The organism is Methylibium rhizosphaerae, from assembly GCF_006386545.1.
Taxonomy (GTDB): Bacteria; Pseudomonadota; Gammaproteobacteria; order Burkholderiales; family Burkholderiaceae_C; genus Pseudorivibacter; species Pseudorivibacter rhizosphaerae.
The window spans coordinates 24,010-41,334 of sequence record NZ_SWAR01000023.1 but is presented as its reverse complement, the minus strand read 5'-3'; the positions used below and the strand labels follow the sequence as shown (position 1 = coordinate 41,334).

Genomic DNA, 17,325 nt, shown 5'->3' with positions numbered 1-17,325 from the left:
ATTCACCGCGGAGGCGCAGAGGGCGCAGAGGGCCGCAGAGGACTCATGCGTCAACCACCACATCCGTTCGCCCTGAGGTATCGAAGGGCCGCAGCGGTCTGCGCAGGGCTTCGATACCTCAGCCCGAACGGACGCGGGCTTCATGGGTCGCGGACCGCGCAAGGCGCGGTGGAGCACTGAGATGGTCGAGAACCGGCCGCTGGCCACCGTTGTCTCGCACGTCGTGCTGGTGCTCGGCGTGCTCATCGTCGCCTTCCCGCTCTACGTCACCTTCGTCGCCAGCACGCACACCGCGCAGGAGATCGTGCAGGTGCCGATGCCGCTGCTGCCCGGGCCGCACCTGGTGGAGAACTACACCGCGGCGATCCTGGGCACCGGCGAGAGTGCGGCGTCGAACGCGCCCGTCGGCCGCATGATGCTGGTGAGCCTGGTGTCGGCCCTGGTCATCGCGATCGGCAAGATCGCGATCTCGCTGCTGTCGGCCTTCGCCATCGTCTACTTCCGCTTCCCGGGGCGCGAGTTCTTCTTCTGGGCCATCTTCGTGACGCTGATGCTGCCGGTGGAGGTGCGCATCGGGCCGACCTATCAGGTGGTGTCGGATCTCGGCATGCTCAACAGCTATGCCGGTCTCACCGTGCCGCTGATCGCCAGCGCCACCGCGACCTTCCTGTTCCGGCAGTTCTTCCTCACCGTGCCCGACGAACTGGTCGAAGCCGCGCGCATCGACGGTGCCGGGCCGATGCGCTTCTTCAAGGACGTGCTGCTGCCGCTGTCGCGCACCAGCATCGCCGCGCTGTTCGTCATCCAGTTCATCTACGGCTGGAACCAGTACCTGTGGCCGCTGCTGGTGACCACCAGCGAGGACATGTACCCGGTGGTGATGGGCATCAAGCGCATGATCTCCGGCGGTGATGCCGCCAACGACTGGAACATCGTGATGGCCACCGCCATCCTGGCGATGATCCCGCCCGCGATCGTCGTGCTCCTGATGCAGAAGCAGTTCGTCAAGGGCCTCGTCGACTCCGAAAAATAAGACCAGAGAAGCCAACAACATGGGTGCGATATCGCTGCGCAAGGTCGAGAAGGTCTATGGCCACGGCGCCAAGGCCAACAAGGTGATCCACGGCGTGAATGCCGAGATCGCCGACGGCGAGTTCATCGTGATCGTGGGGCCCTCGGGCTGCGGCAAGAGCACGCTGCTGCGCATGGTGGCGGGGCTCGAGGAGGTGAGCGGCGGCGAGATCTCCATCGGGCCGCGGGTGGTGAACAACCTCGAGCCGGCAGAGCGCGACATCGCGATGGTGTTCCAGAACTACGCGCTGTATCCGCACATGAGCGTGTTCGAGAACATGGCCTACGGCCTGAAGATCGCCAAGGTGTCCAAGGAAGAGATCCAGAAGCGCGTCGACAAGGCGGCCCGGATCCTCGAGCTTTCGCACCTGCTCGACCGCAAGCCGCGCCAGCTCTCGGGCGGCCAGCGCCAGCGCGTGGCCATGGGCCGAGCCATCGTGCGCCAGCCGCAGGTGTTCCTGTTCGACGAGCCGCTGTCCAACCTCGACGCCAAGCTGCGCGCGCAGACCCGGCTCGAGATCCAGAAGCTGCACGGCGAACTGGGCGTGACCTCGCTGTTCGTGACCCACGACCAGGTCGAGGCGATGACGCTGGCCCAGCGCATGATCGTCATGAACGCCGGCGTGATGGAGCAGATCGGCACCCCCGAGGAGGTGTACCTGCGCCCGGCCACCACCTTCGTGGCGGGCTTCATCGGCTCGCCGCCGATGAACCTGCTCAAGGGCCAGGCCGACGGCAACCGGTTCGTGCTCGACGGTGCGACCCTGCCGTTGAGCCAGCCGGCCCCGCGCGCCGGCGAACTGATCCTCGGCGTGCGGCCCGAACACCTCGAAGTCAACGCATCGGGCGACGGCTGGCCGGTGCGGGTCGAGATGATCGAGATGCTGGGCGCCGAGCGGCTGATCTACGGCCGCCTGGGCAGCCACCTGATCACGCTGCGCATGGACTCCACCGACACCGCGCCGGGCGTCGGCCAGACGGTGCATGTGAGCACCACGCCGGCCCACAAGCACTGGTTCGACGCCGCCACGCAGCAGCGCATCGCGTCATGAGACACCCTGTGTCAAGCTGGGTTTCACAGGTGTACCCGCCGGACGAGGGGCAGACATCCCCGCGGGCCAAGCGCCGGGCCGCTCCCAAGCCGGCCCGCATCCCCGCAGGGGATCGGCCGGCGTACCCGCCGGACGAGGGGCAGACATTCAAGGTGCAGACATGACCGCATGGCCCTACCCGCTGTGGATCGCACACCGCGGCGCCGGCAAGCTGGCGCCGGAGAACACGCTGGCGGCCTTCCGGGTGGGAGCGAGCCACGGCTATCGCATGTTCGAGTGCGACGTGAAGCTCTCGGCCGACGGCGTGCCTTTCCTGCTGCACGATGCAACGCTCAACCGCACCACCGACCGGCGCGGCACGGCCGGCGATCTGCCGTGGGCGCAGCTGTCGCAGGTGGACGCCGGCGGCTGGCATGGCCGCACCTTCGCCGGCGAGCCGCTGCCGGCGCTGTCGGCGGTGGCGCACTTCGTGCGCCGCAACGGCTTCGCGCTCAACATCGAGATCAAGCCCACGCCCGGCACCGAACTGCACACCGGACGGGTGGTGGCCACCGAAGCGGCCCGGCTGTGGCATGGCGATGCGGTGCCGCCGCTGCTCACCTCGTTCAAGCCCGACGCGCTGCAGGGCGCACGCGAAGCCGCCGCGCAACTGCCGCGCGGCCTGCTGCTCGACAAGCTCCACGACGGCTGGCTGGACCAGGCCCGCTCGCTCGGCTGCGTGGCGGTGGTGAGCCTGTATGCGCTGCTCGATGCGCAGGTCATCGGCGCGATCCACGGCGCCGGCCTGAAGGCGCTGGCCTACACGGTGAACGACCCGGCCGAAGCCCACCGCCTGCACGGCCTGGGCATCGACGGGCTCATCACCGATGCGGTGGACCGCTTCTCGCCCGGCAACTCGGTCTGATCACACCCCTTCGGCCTGCACCACGTCGGCCGGCCGCACCGTGGCCTCGGCCCCGAGCAGGCTCTCTTCCGGCTCGGGCTGCGGCAGTTCGATGGTGTTGCGGATCACCGGGTGGCGCCATGCCAGCACCGCCAGCAGCAGGGCGCCGAGCCCGGCGAAGCCGAGCGAGGTGCGCAGCCCCACGTGTTCGCCCAGCCAGCCGCCGATCAGCGCGCCCGGCCCGGCCGGGATGAGGATGAGCCAGCGCATCGTGCTGGTCATGCGGCCCAGCAGGTGCTCCGGCGTGACCGCCTGCCGCAGCGCCAGGAAGTTGATGAAGATCAGCACCGCGCCGGCGCTGAAGCACACCAGCATGAGCGCGAAGGCGGCGATGCCCCAGCGGTCGGCCGGCGCCACCGCCAGCAGCGACCAGCCGAGCCCGCAGATGGCGAAGCCCAGCACCAGGCACGGCCCCGGGCCGACGCGCTTGGAGATGCGGTTGCCCACCGTGCTGGCGACGATGGTGCCCAGCCCCATGCCCACATAGCTCAGGCCCACCTGGTGCTCGTTGAGCCCGAGGGTGCGGGTGGCGAACAGGATCTGCACGACGAGGGCGCTGTGGTGCAGCATCTGCCACAGGCCCACCGCGATGGCCAGGGCCACCAGCAGCGGCGTGTTGCGCACAAAGCGCACGCCGGCCTTCAGGTCGCGCCAGAAATGCGCGTCCGGCCGCTCGCGGCGGATCTCGTGCACCCGGATGCCGCGCAGGATGGCCACCGACACCAGCAGCAGCACCGCATCGACCAGCAGCGCGACCGGCGCGCCGACCACCTTGATCAGCGCGCCCGCCAGGCCCGGCCCGGCCACTTCGGCGCCCGAGGTGGCCAGCGCGTTCTTGGCATGCGCCTCGACCAGCCGCTCGCGTGCCACCACCTGGGTCAGCACGATCTGCGCGGCCGAGCCGGCCGTGACGTAGATGCAGCCCATCACGAAGGCGGCCGCGTACATCCAGCCCATGCCGAGCCAGCCCAGCCACCACGCGAGCGGCACGCTGGCCACCACGACGGCGATGCTCGCTTCGCCGGCCACGTACACCGGCAGCTTGCGCACCCGGTCGAGCCACACGCCGCTGGGCAGCGACAGCAGCACGAAGGGCAGGATCTCCATCGCGGTGAGCACGCCCATCTGCGTGGGACTCGCGTCAAGCAGCACGGCGGCGGTGAGCGGCAGCGCGAGCATGGTCACCTGCCCGCCGAAGGAGCTAATGAGGATGGAGCTCCACAGGCGGCGGTAGGTGGCGTCGCGCAGCAGGTCGTCGGGCGGCAGCGTCATTCGCTGCTGCAAGGCTCCGCGGATGCGGGCCAGCCATGCGGTCATGGTGTTCTCCACGCTTGCGGCTCGGGTGTGCGCCGCAAGAAAGGGTCGGGATCACCACCGGCCTTGTGGGCCTGTGGTCGGGGCGTTTGCGAGTGGGGGGCCTGGCGCTGCGTCAGGCAGCGCTGCAGCCGGCGGGCGGGCGTTGCCGCGGCCTAGCGGCTGCTGCGGGAGGGCGGTCGTACTCGGGAGGTGCGCCGCACATCATGAGGTGCGACAGAGCCCGCGAGCAGCCCGCCGCGTGTTGCGCTTGCAAGGCCGATCGGGTTCATCGCGTCCATGGAAGGCTCCTCGAATGATGCGGCCCACATGCTAGCAGCGGCCCCGGCGGCGTCACAAGGGCCCGGGGCAAAGGCCGAGCAAAACGCGAGCAGCGTGCATGCTGCACACGACTCCCTCCAAAGGGGGAATGTTCACCCCCGGGGTGCTCCCTAGCATGCGGGGGTTCTTCCGCTTCACGGGCCGCCCGGCAGCACTCGATGGACAGCCTGCGCATCCTGCACCTCGAAGACGACCCGCTCGATGCGGACCTGATCCACCGGACCGTCGAACGCTGGCAGGTCGCCGTGCAGTGGCGCACCGTCGATTCGGCGCGCGCCTATGCCGATGCGCTCGGACACGGCAGTTTCGATGCGGTGGTCTGCGACAACAGCCTGCCGGGCCTGGACGGGCTGCAGGCGCTGGAGCTTGCGCGTGACGCGCACCCGGCCATTCCTTTCATCGTGCTCAGCGGCAACGCCGACGAGCGGCGGGCACTCGAATGCCTGAAGGCGGGCGCGAACGACTACATCCTGAAAGACGGCCTGTGGCGCCTGCTGCCGGCGATGCACTACCTGCAGAACAAGCGGGAGCGCGAGCGCCTGGAAAGCGAGAAGGAAAGCCTCGCGGTGCTGATCGGCATCGTCAAGCAGCTGTCCACCGCCCGCACGATGGCCGACGTGATGGCCATCGTGCGCACCGGCGCCCGCCGGCTCACCGGGGCCGACGGCGCCACCTTCGTGCTGCGCGATGGCGAGCAGTGCTTCTATGCCGACGAGGACGCGATCGAGCCGCTGTGGAAGGGCCGGCGCTTCCCGCTGCAGGCCTGCATCAGCGGCTGGGCCATGCTGAACCAGCAGGCCGCGGTGATTCCCGACATCTACGTCGACCCGCGCATCCCCATCGACGCCTACCGGCCCACCTTCGTGAAGAGCCTGGTCATGGTGCCGATCCGGATCGAGTCGCCGATCGGCGCGATCGGCAGCTACTGGGCAGCGCCCCACGAGGCGACCGAAAGCGAGCTCAGCCTGCTGCAGGCGCTCGCCGACACGACCTCCGTTGCCATCGAGAACGTGCGGCTGTATGCGGAGCTGGAGGAAAGGGTGCGCGAGCGCACCGCCGCGCTCGAACATGCCAACGAGGAGCTGCAGGCGTTCAACTATTCCGTCTCGCATGACCTGCGCGCGCCGCTGCGCGCGATCGACGGCTTCAGCCGGCTGTTGACCGAGCCGCCGCACGACGGCCGGCTCGACCCGCAGAGCCGGACCTTCCTCGGCTACATCCACACCGCAGCCCAGCGGATGGGCCACATCATCGAGGACCTGCTGAGCCTTTCGAAGGTGGGCCGCGAGACGCCGATGCCGCGCACCATCGATCTCGCACCCATGGCCCATGAGGTGCTGGCCCGGCTGCAGGCCGCAGCCCCGCAGCGCCATGTGGAGATCGACCTGCCGCACACGCTGCCGGTGTACGGCGACATCGGGCTGCTGCACCTCGTGCTGGAGAACCTGCTCTCCAACGCCTGGAAATACACCTCCAGGCGCATGCGCGCCCACATCGCGCTCAAGCCCTACGTCTCTCCCGAAGGCGGGCACGGCTTCCTGGTGCGCGATGACGGCGCCGGCTTCGACATGGCCCGGGCTCGCCACCTGTTCGAGCCGTTCCGGCGCATGCACAGCGAGTCCGAGTTCGCCGGCACCGGCGTGGGCCTGGCCATCGTGCGCCGCGCGGTGCAGCGGCACGGCGGCCGTGTGTGGGCCGAGGCGGAGCCCGGCAAGGGCGCCTGCTTCTTCGTCGTGCTGCCGGGCGAGTCGAGCCAGGCCTGAGGCCGCAGCCCGGCCTGCTGCGTCAGCTGCGTCAGCCGCGTCAGCTGCGTCAGCTGCGGTAGTCGGCGTTGATGCTCACGTAGTCGTGCGAGAAATCGCAGGTCCATACGGTGGCCTGCGCCACGCCCCGGTTGAGTCCGACGCGCACCGTGATCTCGCTCTGCTTCATGACGCGCTGGCCGTCTTCTTCGCGGTAGGCCGGATGGCGGCCGCCCTTGGTGGCCACGTGCACGTCGTCGAGGTGCAGCTCGATCAACCCCTGGTCGAGGTCGGCGATGCCGGCATAGCCCACTGCCGCGAGGATGCGGCCGAGGTTGGGGTCGCTCGCGTAGAAGGCGGTCTTGACCAGCGGCGAATGGGCGATCGCATAGGCGACCTGCTGGCATTCGGCCTCGGTGCGGCCGCCTTCGACCTGCACGGTGATGAACTTGGTGGCGCCCTCGCCGTCGCGCACGATGGCCTGCGCCAGCTGCGTGGACACCGCGATCACCGCCTCGCGCAGGGCGCGGCCTTCGGGCGAATCGAGCGAGGTGATCTCGTCATGCGCGGCCTGGCGGGTGGCCATCAGCATGAACGAGTCGTTGGTGGAGGTATCGCCGTCGATGGTGATGCGGTTGAAAGAGCGGTCGGCCGCTTCGCTCACCAGCGTCTGCACCAGGCCGGCGGCAATGTTGGCGTCGGTGGCCACGAAGCCCAGCATGGTGGCCATGTTCGGACGGATCATGCCGGCGCCCTTGGAGATGCCGGTGACCGTGACGGTGGCGCCGCCGATCTGCACCTTGCGCGACGCCGCCTTCGGCAGCGTGTCGGTCGTCATGATGGCCTCGGCCGCGGTGGCCCAGTGGTCGGCCTTCAGGTCGGCGAGCGCGGCCGGCAGCGCCGCGGCGATGCGATCGTTGGGCAGCGTCTCCATGATCACGCCGGTGGAAAACGGCAGCACCTGCTCCGGCGCGAGCTCGAGCTTCTGCGCCAGGGCCACGCAGGTGGCATAGGCGCGTGTGAGCCCGTCTTCGCCGGTGCCGGCGTTGGCATTGCCGGTGTTGATGACCAGGGCCCGCACGCCCACACCGGCGGCCAGGTGCTTGCGGCACAGCTGCACCGGCGCGGCGCAGAAGCGGTTGCGGGTGAACACGCCGGCCACCGCCGCGCCCTCGGCCAGCGTGATGACCGTGAGGTCACGCCGGTTGGCCTTGCGCACGCCGGCCATCGCGATGCCGATCTCGACACCGGGCACGGCAAACAGGTCGGCGGGATCGGGGGCGGTCAGGTTCACGGGCATGGCGGGCCTCACGGGTCAGGAAAGGGGCGAGCGCGCATTGTAGGGAGCGCATGCCTTCGGAAAGACGAAGAGGGCCGTCAAGGCCCCCTTCAATCGGTACGCAAATGCTTCTACGGTTCGAGCGAGTTCAGGCGAGCTTGCCGTGGCACTGCTTGTACTTCTTCCCGCTGCCGCAGGGGCAGGGGTCGTTGCGGCCGACCCGCGGCACGCTGCCGGCCGGCGGCGCTTCGCTTTCGGTGGCCACGCTGCCGTCTTCGTTCGGGTGGGTGTAGGTGACGTTGGAGATCGCCTCGGCCTTTTCCTCGATGGCTTCGGCCGCCTGTGCGGCTTCTTCCTGGGTCTGGATGCGCACGGTCATCAGCACGCGCGTCACTTCCATCTTCACCATGTCGAGCATCTGGGAGAACAGCTCGAAGGCCTCGCGCTTGTATTCCTGTTTCGGGTTCTTCTGGGCGTAGCCGCGCAGGTGGATGCCCTGGCGCAGGTAGTCGAGCGCGGCCAGGTGCTCGCGCCAGCGGGTGTCGATGGTCTGCAGCAGGATCATCCGCTCGAAGGCCGCGAACTGGCCTTCGCCGACGATGGCCAGCTTGGCGGCAAACGAGTCGTCGGCGGCCTTCACCACCTTCTCGAGGATGTCATCGTCGGTGATGGCGTCGCTCTTCTCGACCTCGGCCTTGAGCCGCACGTCGAGCAGCCATTCGTCGCGCAGCGCCTTTTCCAGGCTGTCGAGGTCCCACTGCTCCTCCACGCTTTCGGCCGGCACGAAGGTGCGCACCACGTCGCTCATCGCGCCGCGGCGCAGGTGGGCGATCTGCGCGCCGAGGTTCTCGGCCTCGAGGATGTCGTTGCGCTGCTGGTAGATCACCTTGCGCTGGTCGTTCGACACGTCGTCGTATTCGAGCAGCTGCTTGCGGATGTCGAAGTTGCGGGCCTCGACCTTGCGCTGCGCGCTTTCGATGCTGCGGGTCACGATGCCCGCCTCGATGGCTTCGCCATCGGGCATCTTCAGGCGCTCCATGATGGCCTTCACCCGGTCGCCCGCGAAGATGCGCATCAGCGGGTCTTCGAGCGACAGGTAGAAGCGCGACGAACCCGGGTCGCCCTGGCGGCCGGAGCGGCCGCGCAGCTGGTTGTCGATGCGGCGGCTCTCGTGCCGCTCGGTGGCGATGATGCGCAGGCCGCCCTGGGCCTTGACCTGCTCGTGCAGGCCGGCCCATTCGTCCTTGAGCGTCTGGATGCGCTGGGCCTTGTCGGCTTCGGGAATGCTCTCGTCGGCCTCGATGAACTGGACCTGCTTCTCGACGTTGCCGCCCAGCACGATGTCGGTGCCGCGACCCGCCATGTTGGTGGCGATCGTGATCATCTTCGGCCGCCCGGCCTGGGCCACGATCTCGGCTTCCTTGGCGTGCTGCTTGGCGTTGAGCACCTGGTGCGGCAGCTTGGCCTTGTCGAGCAGCTTGGACACGAGCTCCGAGTTCTCGATCGAGGTGGTGCCCACCAGCACCGGCTGGCCTCGCTCGTAGCAGTCGGCGATGTCCTTGACGACCGCGTCATAGCGCTCGCGCGCGGTCTTGTAGACGAGGTCGAGCTCGTCGCGCCGCACGGTCGGCCTGTTGGGCGGGATCACCACGGTCTCGAGGCCGTAGATCTCCTGGAATTCGTAGGCCTCGGTGTCGGCCGTGCCGGTCATGCCCGCCAGCTTGGCGTACATGCGGAAGTAGTTCTGGAAGGTGATGGACGCCAGCGTCTGGTTTTCCGGCTGGATGGCCACGCCTTCCTTCGCCTCCACCGCCTGGTGCAGGCCGTCGGACCAGCGGCGGCCCGTCATCAGGCGGCCGGTGAACTCGTCGACGATGACCACTTCGCCGTTCTGCACCACATAGTGCTGGTCGCGGTGGTACAGGTGCTGGGCCCGCAGCGCCGCCGTGAGGTGGTGCATCAGCGTGATGTTGGCCGCGTCGTACAGCGACGCGCCCTCGGCCAGCAGCCCGGCCTTGGCGAGCAGTTCTTCGGCGCGCTCGTGGCCGGCTTCGGTGAGGAAGACCTGGTGGGACTTCTCGTCGGCGGTGAAGTCGCCCGGCTCGATGACCCCCTCGCCGGTGCGCGGGTCGGCCTCGCCGATCTGCTTCTTGAGGTGCGGCACCACCGCGTTGATGCGCACGTACAGCTCGGTGTGGTCCTCGGCCTGGCCGCTGATGATGAGCGGCGTGCGCGCCTCGTCGATCAGGATGGAGTCCACCTCGTCGACGATCGCGTAGTTCAGCCCGTGCGCCACGCGATCCGCGGTCTCGTAGACCATGTTGTCGCGCAGGTAGTCGAAGCCGAATTCGTTGTTGGTGCCGTAGGTCACGTCGGCGGCGTAGGCGGCCTGCTTTTCCTCGCGCGGCATCTGGGGCAGGTTCACGCCCACCGAAAGCCCGAGGAAGTTGTACAGCCGGCCCATCCATTCGGCGTCGCGGCGGGCGAGGTAGTCGTTCACCGTGACCACGTGCACGCCCTTGCCGGCGAGCGCGTTCAGGTACACCGGCAAGGTCGCCGTGAGCGTCTTGCCTTCGCCGGTGCGCATTTCGGCGATCTTGCCGTTGTGCAGTGCCATGCCGCCGATGAGCTGCACGTCGAAGTGCCGCATCTTCAGCACGCGCTTGCTGGCCTCGCGCACCACCGCGAACGCTTCGGGCAGCAGGTCGTCCAGGGACTCGCCCTTGCCGATGCGGTCGCGGAACTGCTGGGTCTGGCCGCGCAGCTCGTCGTCGGAGAGCTTTTCGAACTGCGGTTCGAGCGCGTTGATCTTCTCGACCACACGCCGGTACTGCTTCAGCAGGCGGTCGTTGCGGCTGCCAAAAATTTGAGTGAGAAGATTGGGCAACATGCTTCGAGGAGGTTGTGGGCGAGGGGCCGCCGGCTGACGGCGGACCAGGCGGAGCGCGTCGGCTGCCCGCTTCGTGCCCCTGCCAACTGGGGCCTGACCGCCGGTTTGCAAGCGCGGCGTGCAACCGCTTGCGGCAGCCGCCGCAAAGCGAAAAATTCTAGCACCGGGGTGCCTCGCGACCAGGGGTCGCCAGGCCGGGCCAGCCGCGTGTGTCAGCGGGCGGTGGCGGGCTGGGACCGGGAGCCGGACGCCACGGCGGTGGAGGCCCCGGCGCGGTTGCCCGCGAGGAACTTGCTCGGGTTCTGGGGCACGCCTTCCACCAGCACCTCGAAGTGCAGGTGCGGCCCGGTCGAGCGGCCGGTGGAACCGACGAGGGCGATGACCTGCCCGCGCTTGACGATGTCGCCCGTCTTCACGAGCAGCTTCGAGGCATGCGCATAGCGGGTGACGAGGCTGTTGCCGTGATCGACCTCGACCATGCTGCCGTACTGGGGGTGCGATTCGGAGGCGACGACCACGCCGCCGGCCGCGGCCTGGATCGGGGTGCCCACGTCGGCCGGGAAGTCGAGCCCGGTATGCAAGGCGCCGCGGCCGGTGAACGGGTCGGTGCGGAAGCCGAAGCCCGAGCCGACGGGCCCTTCCACCGGGGCCGAGCTCGGGACCATGAGGGCGCGCAGCCGGCTCTCGAACAGGCGGGACTCGATCATGGTGAACATGTCGCTGTGGTGCTGCGTCTGCTCATCGAGCTGCGCCATGGCCTGGTTGAGCTGCTCCAGCGAAGGCGAATGGGGTGCCGGCACGTAAGGCCCGCCCTGCCCGCTCGCGCCCACCGGCTTGCTGCCGGCCGGAGCGCCGCCACGGCCAGCCGGAGCGCCACGGCCGGCTTCCTTGTCGTCGCCGGGGCGCAGGTCTTCAGGCTTGAGTCCGGCGAGCCCCGAGACGCGCTCACCCATCACTTCGAGCTTCACCAGCTTGGCCTGCATTTCGCCCACCCGCTGCGCCATGGCGTCGAGGTTCTCGCGCATGAACCGGTCGCGCTGGGCGATTTCGTCGCGAACCACCAGCCGAACCACCTGGCTCACCACCGGCCAGCCTTCGCGAGCGGCCTTGAGGAAGATGAAGTGGTACACGGCGCCGGACAGCAGCATCAGCAGCGTGCCGAGCAGCACGCCGAGCACGGCCACCTGCAGGGCGCTGAACTGCAGCACGCGCGTGCGGGCCATGCGCCCGTGGGTGATCATTACCTGCATCGCTCTACACTCCTCACACCATGACCATGCACCGCTCGGTACCTGACGCGCTGCCGATCCGGGACGCCCTCCAACGAAGCGGTCCACTGGAGCGGCTGCAGCAGCGGCTGGCCGACTCCAAGGCACGACTCGATGCCGTGCGAACCTGCTTGCCCGCTGCGCTGACCCCCTACGTGAGCGCCGGCCCGGTTGACGACCTGGGCTGGACCCTGATTGCTCGCAATGCTGCTGTGGCAGCCAAGTTGCGGCAGTTGCAACCGCGGCTCGAAGCCACGCTGCGTCAGCGGGGCTGGCAGGTTACCGCCATCCGCATCCATGTTCAATCAAGCGGAAACGGCAATGTGTAAAGCTTGGTGCCGGCTATCCGACTCGAACGGATGACCTACCGCTTACAAGGCGGTTGCTCTACCAACTGAGCTAAGCCGGCCGGAGGCGCCTGGCGCCAACTTGTTCACGCACTTCGATGTGCCATGCACTTGCGGACGCCGTTGCTGCGCCGCAGAGCGCGATTCTAGGCGCGGCTGCGACGTCCGCCCCGCATCACCGCTTGTTACTTCACGCGCTTGAGCGACGGCCGCCCGTTGCCGCCTGCGGGTGCCGGGGGCTCCGGCGGCGGCTCGTCAGCGCCCGACTCAGCCTCTTCGTCGGCCGGCACTGCCAGCCGCAAGCCGCGCTCGCCGGCCGCACCGGGCGAAGCAGCCGCGCCCTGGGTGTCGTCTTGCGCGGCGGCAGCGGCATCGGTGGGCACCGGGAAGGCCATGCCCTGGCCGTTCTCGCGCGCATAGATGGCGATCACGTGGTCGATCGGGACGATGATCTCCCGCGCCACGCCGCCGAAGCGGGCCTTGAACGAGACTTGGTCGTTGCCGAGCTGCAGGCCGCTGGTGGCCTCGAAGCTCACGTTGAGCACGATCTCGTTGTTCTTGACGTACTCGAGCGGCACCTGCACCGAGCGGTCGACATACACCGCGAGATACGGGGTGAAGCCGTTGTCGGTGCACCAGTCGTGCAGCGCGCGGATCAGGTACGGCCGGGTGGACGTACCTTGTGCTTCGGGGGCGGCAGGACCGGTCATCGCACCACCACGCGGCTTACTTGCGCATCACCTTTTCGGAGGGCGTAAGCGCCTCGATGTAGGCCGGGCGCGAGAAGATGCGCTCGGCGTACTTCAGCAGCGGCGCCGCATTCTTCGACAGGTCGATGCCGTAGTAGTCGAGGCGCCACAGCAGCGGCGCGATCGCCACGTCGAGCATCGAGAAGTCGTCGCCCAGCATGTACTTGTTCTTCAGGAAGATGGGCGCCAGCTGCGTGAGGCGATCGCGGATCTGCGAACGCGCCTTCTCGAGCTGCTTGTCGGTGGCCTTGACGCCCCGGCTCTCGAGCAGGTTCACGTGGGCGAACAGTTCCTTCTCGAAGTTGAAGAGGAACAGGCGCACGCGGGCGCGCGCCACCGGGTCGCCCGGCATCAGCTGCGGGTGCGGGAAACGCTCGTCGATGTACTCGTTGATGATGTGCGACTCGTACAGGATGAGGTCGCGCTCGACCAGGATCGGCACCTCGTTGTACGGGTTCATCAGCGCGATGTCTTCGGGCTTCGCGAAGAGGTCGACGTCACGGATCTCGAAATCCATGCCCTTCTCGAACAGCACGAAGCGGCAGCGATGCGAATAGGGGCAGGTGGTTCCGGAGTAAAGCACCATCATGGCGGTGTGCTCCCAGCAAAAGAAACAGGTTCTCGAAAAACACAAACGGAGTGGGCGGCAGGGGCGCATCCCACTCCGACAGGGCGCCGCGCCGGACGAGCCGGCCGCGGCACCAGTTCAATACGTCACTTCACGTCTTTCCAGTAGGCGGCGTTCAGGCGCCACGCAATCACGAAGAAGGCCGCCAGGAACAGCAGCACCCACACGCCCACGCGCACGCGCTGGTTCTGTGCCGGCTCGCCCATCCACTGAAGATACGCCACGAGGTCGGCAACGGCGGAGTCGTAGGCCTGGGGCGACAGCTTGCCCGGCGTGACCTGCTCGAAGCCGGCAAAACGATGCACCGTCTTGCTGGGGTCGTGCGGGTCCTTGGCCTCTTCGTACTTGGCCACGCGCTGGCCCTGCAGCTCCCACAGCACATGCGGCATGCCCACGTTGGGGAACGCGAGGTTGTCCCAGCCGGTGGCCTTGGTCCCGTCGCGGAAGTAGGTGCGCAGGTAGGTATACAGGTAGTCGGCCCCGGTGCCGCCATGACCGGCGCGCGAGCGCGCGATCACGGTGAGGTCGGGCGGCACGGCGCCGAACCATTCCTTGGCATTTTTCGGGTTCAGGGCCACCTGCATGGTGTCGCCGACCTTCTCTGTGGCGAACATCAGGTTCGACTTGATCTGGTCTTCGGTCAGGCCGATGTCCTGCATGCGGTTGTAGCGCATGAAGGCGGCTGCATGGCAGTTCAGGCAGTAGTTGACGAACAGCTTGGCACCGTTCTGCAGCGCCGCCACGTCCGACATCTTCTCGGTCGGGAACTTGTCCCACGCGATGCCGCCTTCGGCCGCTTGCGCCCCGGAAAGCAGTGCCAGCGAGGCCAGCAGGGAAGCGATCAGCTTTTTCATCTTGGGTGTCTTTCTAGGCTGGTCGTGCTGTCAGTCAGTGAGCGTGATAGGTCACGCGCTCCGGCACGGGCTTGAACGTGCCCACGCGGCTCCACCAGGGCATGAGCAGGAAGAAGCCGAAATACGCCAGCGTCCCCACCTGGGAAAGGCGCTCGCCCAGCGGCGAAGGCGGCTGGATGCCGAGATACCCCAGCACCACGAAGAAGATGACGAACAGGCCGTACATGTACTTGTGCCAGTCGGGGCGATACCGGATCGACTTGACCGGGCTGCGGTCGAGCCAGGGCAGGAAGAACAGGATCACGACAGCGCCGCCCATCACCACCACGCCCCAGAACTTGGCCTCGAAGGTCAGCAGCGCCGCGGCCGCGAGCACCGCGCCAATGGCGACGGTGACCTTGCCTCGCGCGGAGAAGCCGCCGCGCAGGATGGCGAGCACCGCACCGAGCGCGAGCAGACCGACCAGCACGTAGACCATCTGGTCGGTGGTGGCGCGCAGCATCGAATAGAACGGCGTGAAGTACCACACAGGCGCGATGTGCGCGGGCGTCTTCAGCGGGTCGGCCGGAATGAAGTTGTTGTATTCGAGGAAGTAGCCGCCGAACTCGGGCGCGAAGAACACCACGGCGCTGAACACGAACAGGAACACCACCGTGCCCATGATGTCGTGCACCGTGTAGTACGGGTGGAACGGGATGCCGTCGAGCGGACGGCCCTGTGCGTCCTTCTTGGCCTTGATCTCGACGCCGTCGGGGTTGTTGGAGCCCACCTCGTGCAGCGCGATGATGTGCGCCACCACCAGGCCCAGCAGCACCAGCGGCACCGCGATGACGTGGAAGCTGAAGAAGCGGTTCAGCGTGGCGTCGCCCACCACGTAGTCGCCGCGGATCAGGATGGCGAGGTCCGGGCCCACGAACGGCACGGCGGCGAACAGGTTGATGATCACCTGCGCCCCCCAGTAGGACATCTGGCCCCAGGGCAGCAGGTAGCCCATGAAGGCCTCGGCCATCAGGCACAGGAAGATGGCGCAGCCGAAGATCCACACCAGCTCACGCGGCTTGCGGTAGCTGCCGTAGATGAGGCCGCGGAACATGTGCAGGTACACCACCACGAAGAAGGCGCTGGCGCCGGTGGAGTGCATGTAGCGCACCAGCCAGCCCCAGGGGACGTCGCGCATGATGTACTCGACCGAGGCGAAAGCGAGGTTCGCGTCGGGCTTGTAGTTCATCACGAGGAAGATGCCGGTGACGATCTGGATCACCAGCACCAGCATCGCCAGCGAACCGAAGAAGTACCAGAAGTTGAAGTTCTTCGGCGCGTAGTACTCGGCGGCGTGCTCATTCCAGAGCTTGGTGGCCGGGAACCGGTTGTCGACCCAGTTCATCAGCCGCACGGCGGCCGGCGCATCGGGGGAGATTTCTTTGAATTCAGCCATCTTGGACCTCGCTGCGCGTTACGCCACGTCGCCTTCGCCGATCAGCAGGCGGCTGTCGGACAGGAACTTGTAGGGCGGGACTTCGAGGTTGTCCGGCGCGGGCTTGTTCTTGTACACGCGGCCGGCCAGGTCGAAGGTGGAGCCGTGGCAGGGGCACAGGAAGCCGCCGGCCCAGTCGTCGGGCAGGGAGGGCTGTGCGCCGGTGGCGAACTTGTCGACGGGCGAGCAGCCCAGGTGCGAGCAGATGCCCACCACCACCAGCACCTCGGGCTTGATGGAGCGCCACTCGTTGCGGGTGGTCTTCATGGGCGTGACTTCGTCGGCCTTGCGCTCCGACCTCGGGTCGGCCACGAGCGGGTCGGTCTTCTTGAGCGATTCGAGCTGCTCCGGCGTGCGCCTGACGATCCACACCGGCTTGCCCCGCCATTCGACCGTGAGCTTCTCTCCGGGCTTCAGCGCGCTGATGTCGACTTCGACCGGGGCGCCTGCTGCGCGTGCCCGCTCCGAGGGCTCGAAGGTTCTGACGAAGGGAACGGCGGTGGCCACGCCACCCACACCGCCCGCTGCGCAAGCAATGGCTACCCAGGTGCGGCGGCCTTTGTCGACGGGGCTCTCACCTTTGTTATCGCTCATGAAAATCCTCGAGTTTCGAGTTCGGATTCGGGGGCAACCCGCGATTCTAGCGGACCCGTAACTCGCGCCGAAAGGCGACCTGCCCGCAACCGTCTGATGGCGGCCACGTGCAACAGATGGCGTCCCCGGATCGTCTGCTGGCTTGACTTGCCATGAGGCTCGGGAATACTGCCGCCACGCGATTCGAGCCGCACAACGGAGCAACCGATGGGATTCATGACCGAGTTCAAGGAGTTTGCCGTCAAGGGCAACGTGATCGATCTCGCGGTGGGCGTGATCATCGGCGGCGCCTTCGGCAAGATCGTCGACTCCGTCGTCAACGACCTGATCATGCCGCTGGTCGGCCGGGTGACCGGTGGTCTCGACTTCTCGAACTATTACCTCCCGCTGGCCGGCCAGCCTGCAGGGCTGCCCCTGGCCGAAGCCAAGAAGGCCGGGGCGGTGTTCGCCTACGGCAGCTTCCTCACCACGCTCGTGTACTTCGTCATCCTCGCCCTGATCATCTTCATCATGGTCAAGCAGATCAACCGGCTCAAGCGCGAAGCGCCGCCGCCTGCCCCCGCTCCTGCGGCCCCGCCCGAAGACATCGTGCTGCTGCGCGAGATCCGCGACGCATTGAAGAAGTAGCGGGCTGCGGCTGCCGAAGAGCTGGAGGGACACCCGACCAGCCGGAAACGATGTGGGGAGTTGCTGTCACAGAACGAGGGGATGCACTGCTGTTTCGGTCCATACTTGGGCCGGGTGGCGGTAGCATTTGCCGTGCCCGCTTTTCCCGCCCGGCTTGTGTGCACGTGAACAG

At 67.6% G+C, this 17,325-nt stretch carries 15 protein-coding genes and 1 tRNA gene; 6 read left to right on the top strand and 10 right to left on the bottom strand.

What is annotated here, in order from left to right; genetic code table 11:
- Positions 1-181 precede the first annotated feature (181 nt).
- The 3 genes from ugpE to ugpQ all read left to right on the top strand — a co-directional run bounded on the left by ugpE (position 182) and on the right by ugpQ (position 3,027).
- Positions 182-1,033: a sn-glycerol-3-phosphate ABC transporter permease UgpE gene (gene ugpE, locus E8D38_RS16630; RefSeq protein WP_140633273.1), complete on the top strand. Its 852-nt coding sequence runs from the start codon at positions 182-184 to the stop codon at positions 1,031-1,033.
- 19 nt (positions 1,034-1,052) lie between these two features.
- On the top strand, positions 1,053-2,123 hold the full coding sequence (locus E8D38_RS16625; protein ID WP_140633271.1) for a sn-glycerol-3-phosphate import ATP-binding protein UgpC: 1,071 nt from the start codon (positions 1,053-1,055) through the stop codon (positions 2,121-2,123).
- Positions 2,124-2,283: 160 nt separating this feature from the next.
- Positions 2,284-3,027, top strand: coding sequence for a glycerophosphodiester phosphodiesterase (gene ugpQ, locus E8D38_RS16620; RefSeq protein WP_140633268.1), 744 nt, complete (start codon positions 2,284-2,286; stop codon positions 3,025-3,027).
- Here ugpQ and E8D38_RS16615 read toward each other — a convergent pair whose 3' ends face one another.
- Positions 3,028-4,383 carry an MFS transporter gene (locus E8D38_RS16615; protein ID WP_140633265.1) on the bottom strand — a complete coding sequence of 452 codons (1,356 nt, stop codon included), beginning with the start codon at positions 4,381-4,383 and terminating at the stop codon, positions 3,028-3,030.
- Positions 4,384-4,859: 476 nt separating this feature from the next.
- On the opposite strand from E8D38_RS16615, the gene E8D38_RS16610 reads away from it, so the two are divergent.
- The gene (locus E8D38_RS16610; RefSeq protein ID WP_140633262.1) at positions 4,860-6,464 is read left to right on the top strand and encodes an ATP-binding protein; all 1,605 of its coding nucleotides are present in this window, start codon (positions 4,860-4,862) and stop codon (positions 6,462-6,464) included.
- 49 nt (positions 6,465-6,513) lie between these two features.
- Here E8D38_RS16610 and argJ read toward each other — a convergent pair whose 3' ends face one another.
- The 3 genes from argJ to E8D38_RS16595 all read right to left on the bottom strand — a co-directional run bounded on the left by argJ (position 6,514) and on the right by E8D38_RS16595 (position 11,862).
- Positions 6,514-7,743 carry a bifunctional glutamate N-acetyltransferase/amino-acid acetyltransferase ArgJ gene (gene argJ / locus E8D38_RS16605; protein ID WP_140633259.1) on the bottom strand — a complete coding sequence of 410 codons (1,230 nt, stop codon included), beginning with the start codon at positions 7,741-7,743 and terminating at the stop codon, positions 6,514-6,516.
- A gap of 127 nt (positions 7,744-7,870) precedes the next feature.
- Positions 7,871-10,612: a preprotein translocase subunit SecA gene (secA, locus tag E8D38_RS16600; protein ID WP_140633256.1), complete on the bottom strand. Its 2,742-nt coding sequence runs from the start codon at positions 10,610-10,612 to the stop codon at positions 7,871-7,873.
- 212 nt (positions 10,613-10,824) lie between these two features.
- Positions 10,825-11,862 (bottom strand): M23 family metallopeptidase, encoded by a 1,038-nt coding sequence (locus E8D38_RS16595; protein WP_140633253.1) that lies wholly within the window; start codon positions 11,860-11,862, stop codon positions 10,825-10,827.
- A 20-nt stretch (positions 11,863-11,882) separates the two neighbouring features.
- Between E8D38_RS16595 and E8D38_RS16590 the strand changes: the two genes are divergently transcribed.
- On the top strand, positions 11,883-12,209 hold the full coding sequence (locus E8D38_RS16590; RefSeq protein WP_140633250.1) for a hypothetical protein: 327 nt from the start codon (positions 11,883-11,885) through the stop codon (positions 12,207-12,209).
- Positions 12,210-12,213: 4 nt separating this feature from the next.
- Here the strand turns inward: E8D38_RS16590 and E8D38_RS16585 are convergent.
- The 6 genes from E8D38_RS16585 to petA all read right to left on the bottom strand — a co-directional run bounded on the left by E8D38_RS16585 (position 12,214) and on the right by petA (position 16,526).
- Positions 12,214-12,289: transfer RNA gene (locus tag E8D38_RS16585), tRNA-Thr, on the bottom strand.
- A gap of 123 nt (positions 12,290-12,412) precedes the next feature.
- Positions 12,413-12,937 carry a ClpXP protease specificity-enhancing factor gene (locus tag E8D38_RS16580; RefSeq protein WP_140633247.1) on the bottom strand — a complete coding sequence of 175 codons (525 nt, stop codon included), beginning with the start codon at positions 12,935-12,937 and terminating at the stop codon, positions 12,413-12,415.
- A gap of 16 nt (positions 12,938-12,953) precedes the next feature.
- Positions 12,954-13,565 carry a glutathione S-transferase N-terminal domain-containing protein gene (locus E8D38_RS16575; RefSeq protein WP_140633244.1) on the bottom strand — a complete coding sequence of 204 codons (612 nt, stop codon included), beginning with the start codon at positions 13,563-13,565 and terminating at the stop codon, positions 12,954-12,956.
- A gap of 125 nt (positions 13,566-13,690) precedes the next feature.
- Complete coding sequence (locus E8D38_RS16570) at positions 13,691-14,458, bottom strand: cytochrome c1 (RefSeq protein WP_140633241.1); 768 nt, start codon at positions 14,456-14,458, stop codon at positions 13,691-13,693.
- Between the two features lie 34 nt (positions 14,459-14,492).
- The gene (locus E8D38_RS16565) at positions 14,493-15,893 is read right to left on the bottom strand and encodes a cytochrome b (RefSeq protein WP_140633238.1); all 1,401 of its coding nucleotides are present in this window, start codon (positions 15,891-15,893) and stop codon (positions 14,493-14,495) included.
- An 18-nt stretch (positions 15,894-15,911) separates the two neighbouring features.
- The gene (gene petA / locus E8D38_RS16560) at positions 15,912-16,526 is read right to left on the bottom strand and encodes a ubiquinol-cytochrome c reductase iron-sulfur subunit (protein WP_140633235.1); all 615 of its coding nucleotides are present in this window, start codon (positions 16,524-16,526) and stop codon (positions 15,912-15,914) included.
- 207 nt (positions 16,527-16,733) lie between these two features.
- On the opposite strand from petA, the gene mscL reads away from it, so the two are divergent.
- Complete coding sequence (gene mscL / locus E8D38_RS16555; RefSeq protein ID WP_140633232.1) at positions 16,734-17,153, top strand: large conductance mechanosensitive channel protein MscL; 420 nt, start codon at positions 16,734-16,736, stop codon at positions 17,151-17,153.
- Positions 17,154-17,325 lie beyond the last annotated feature (172 nt).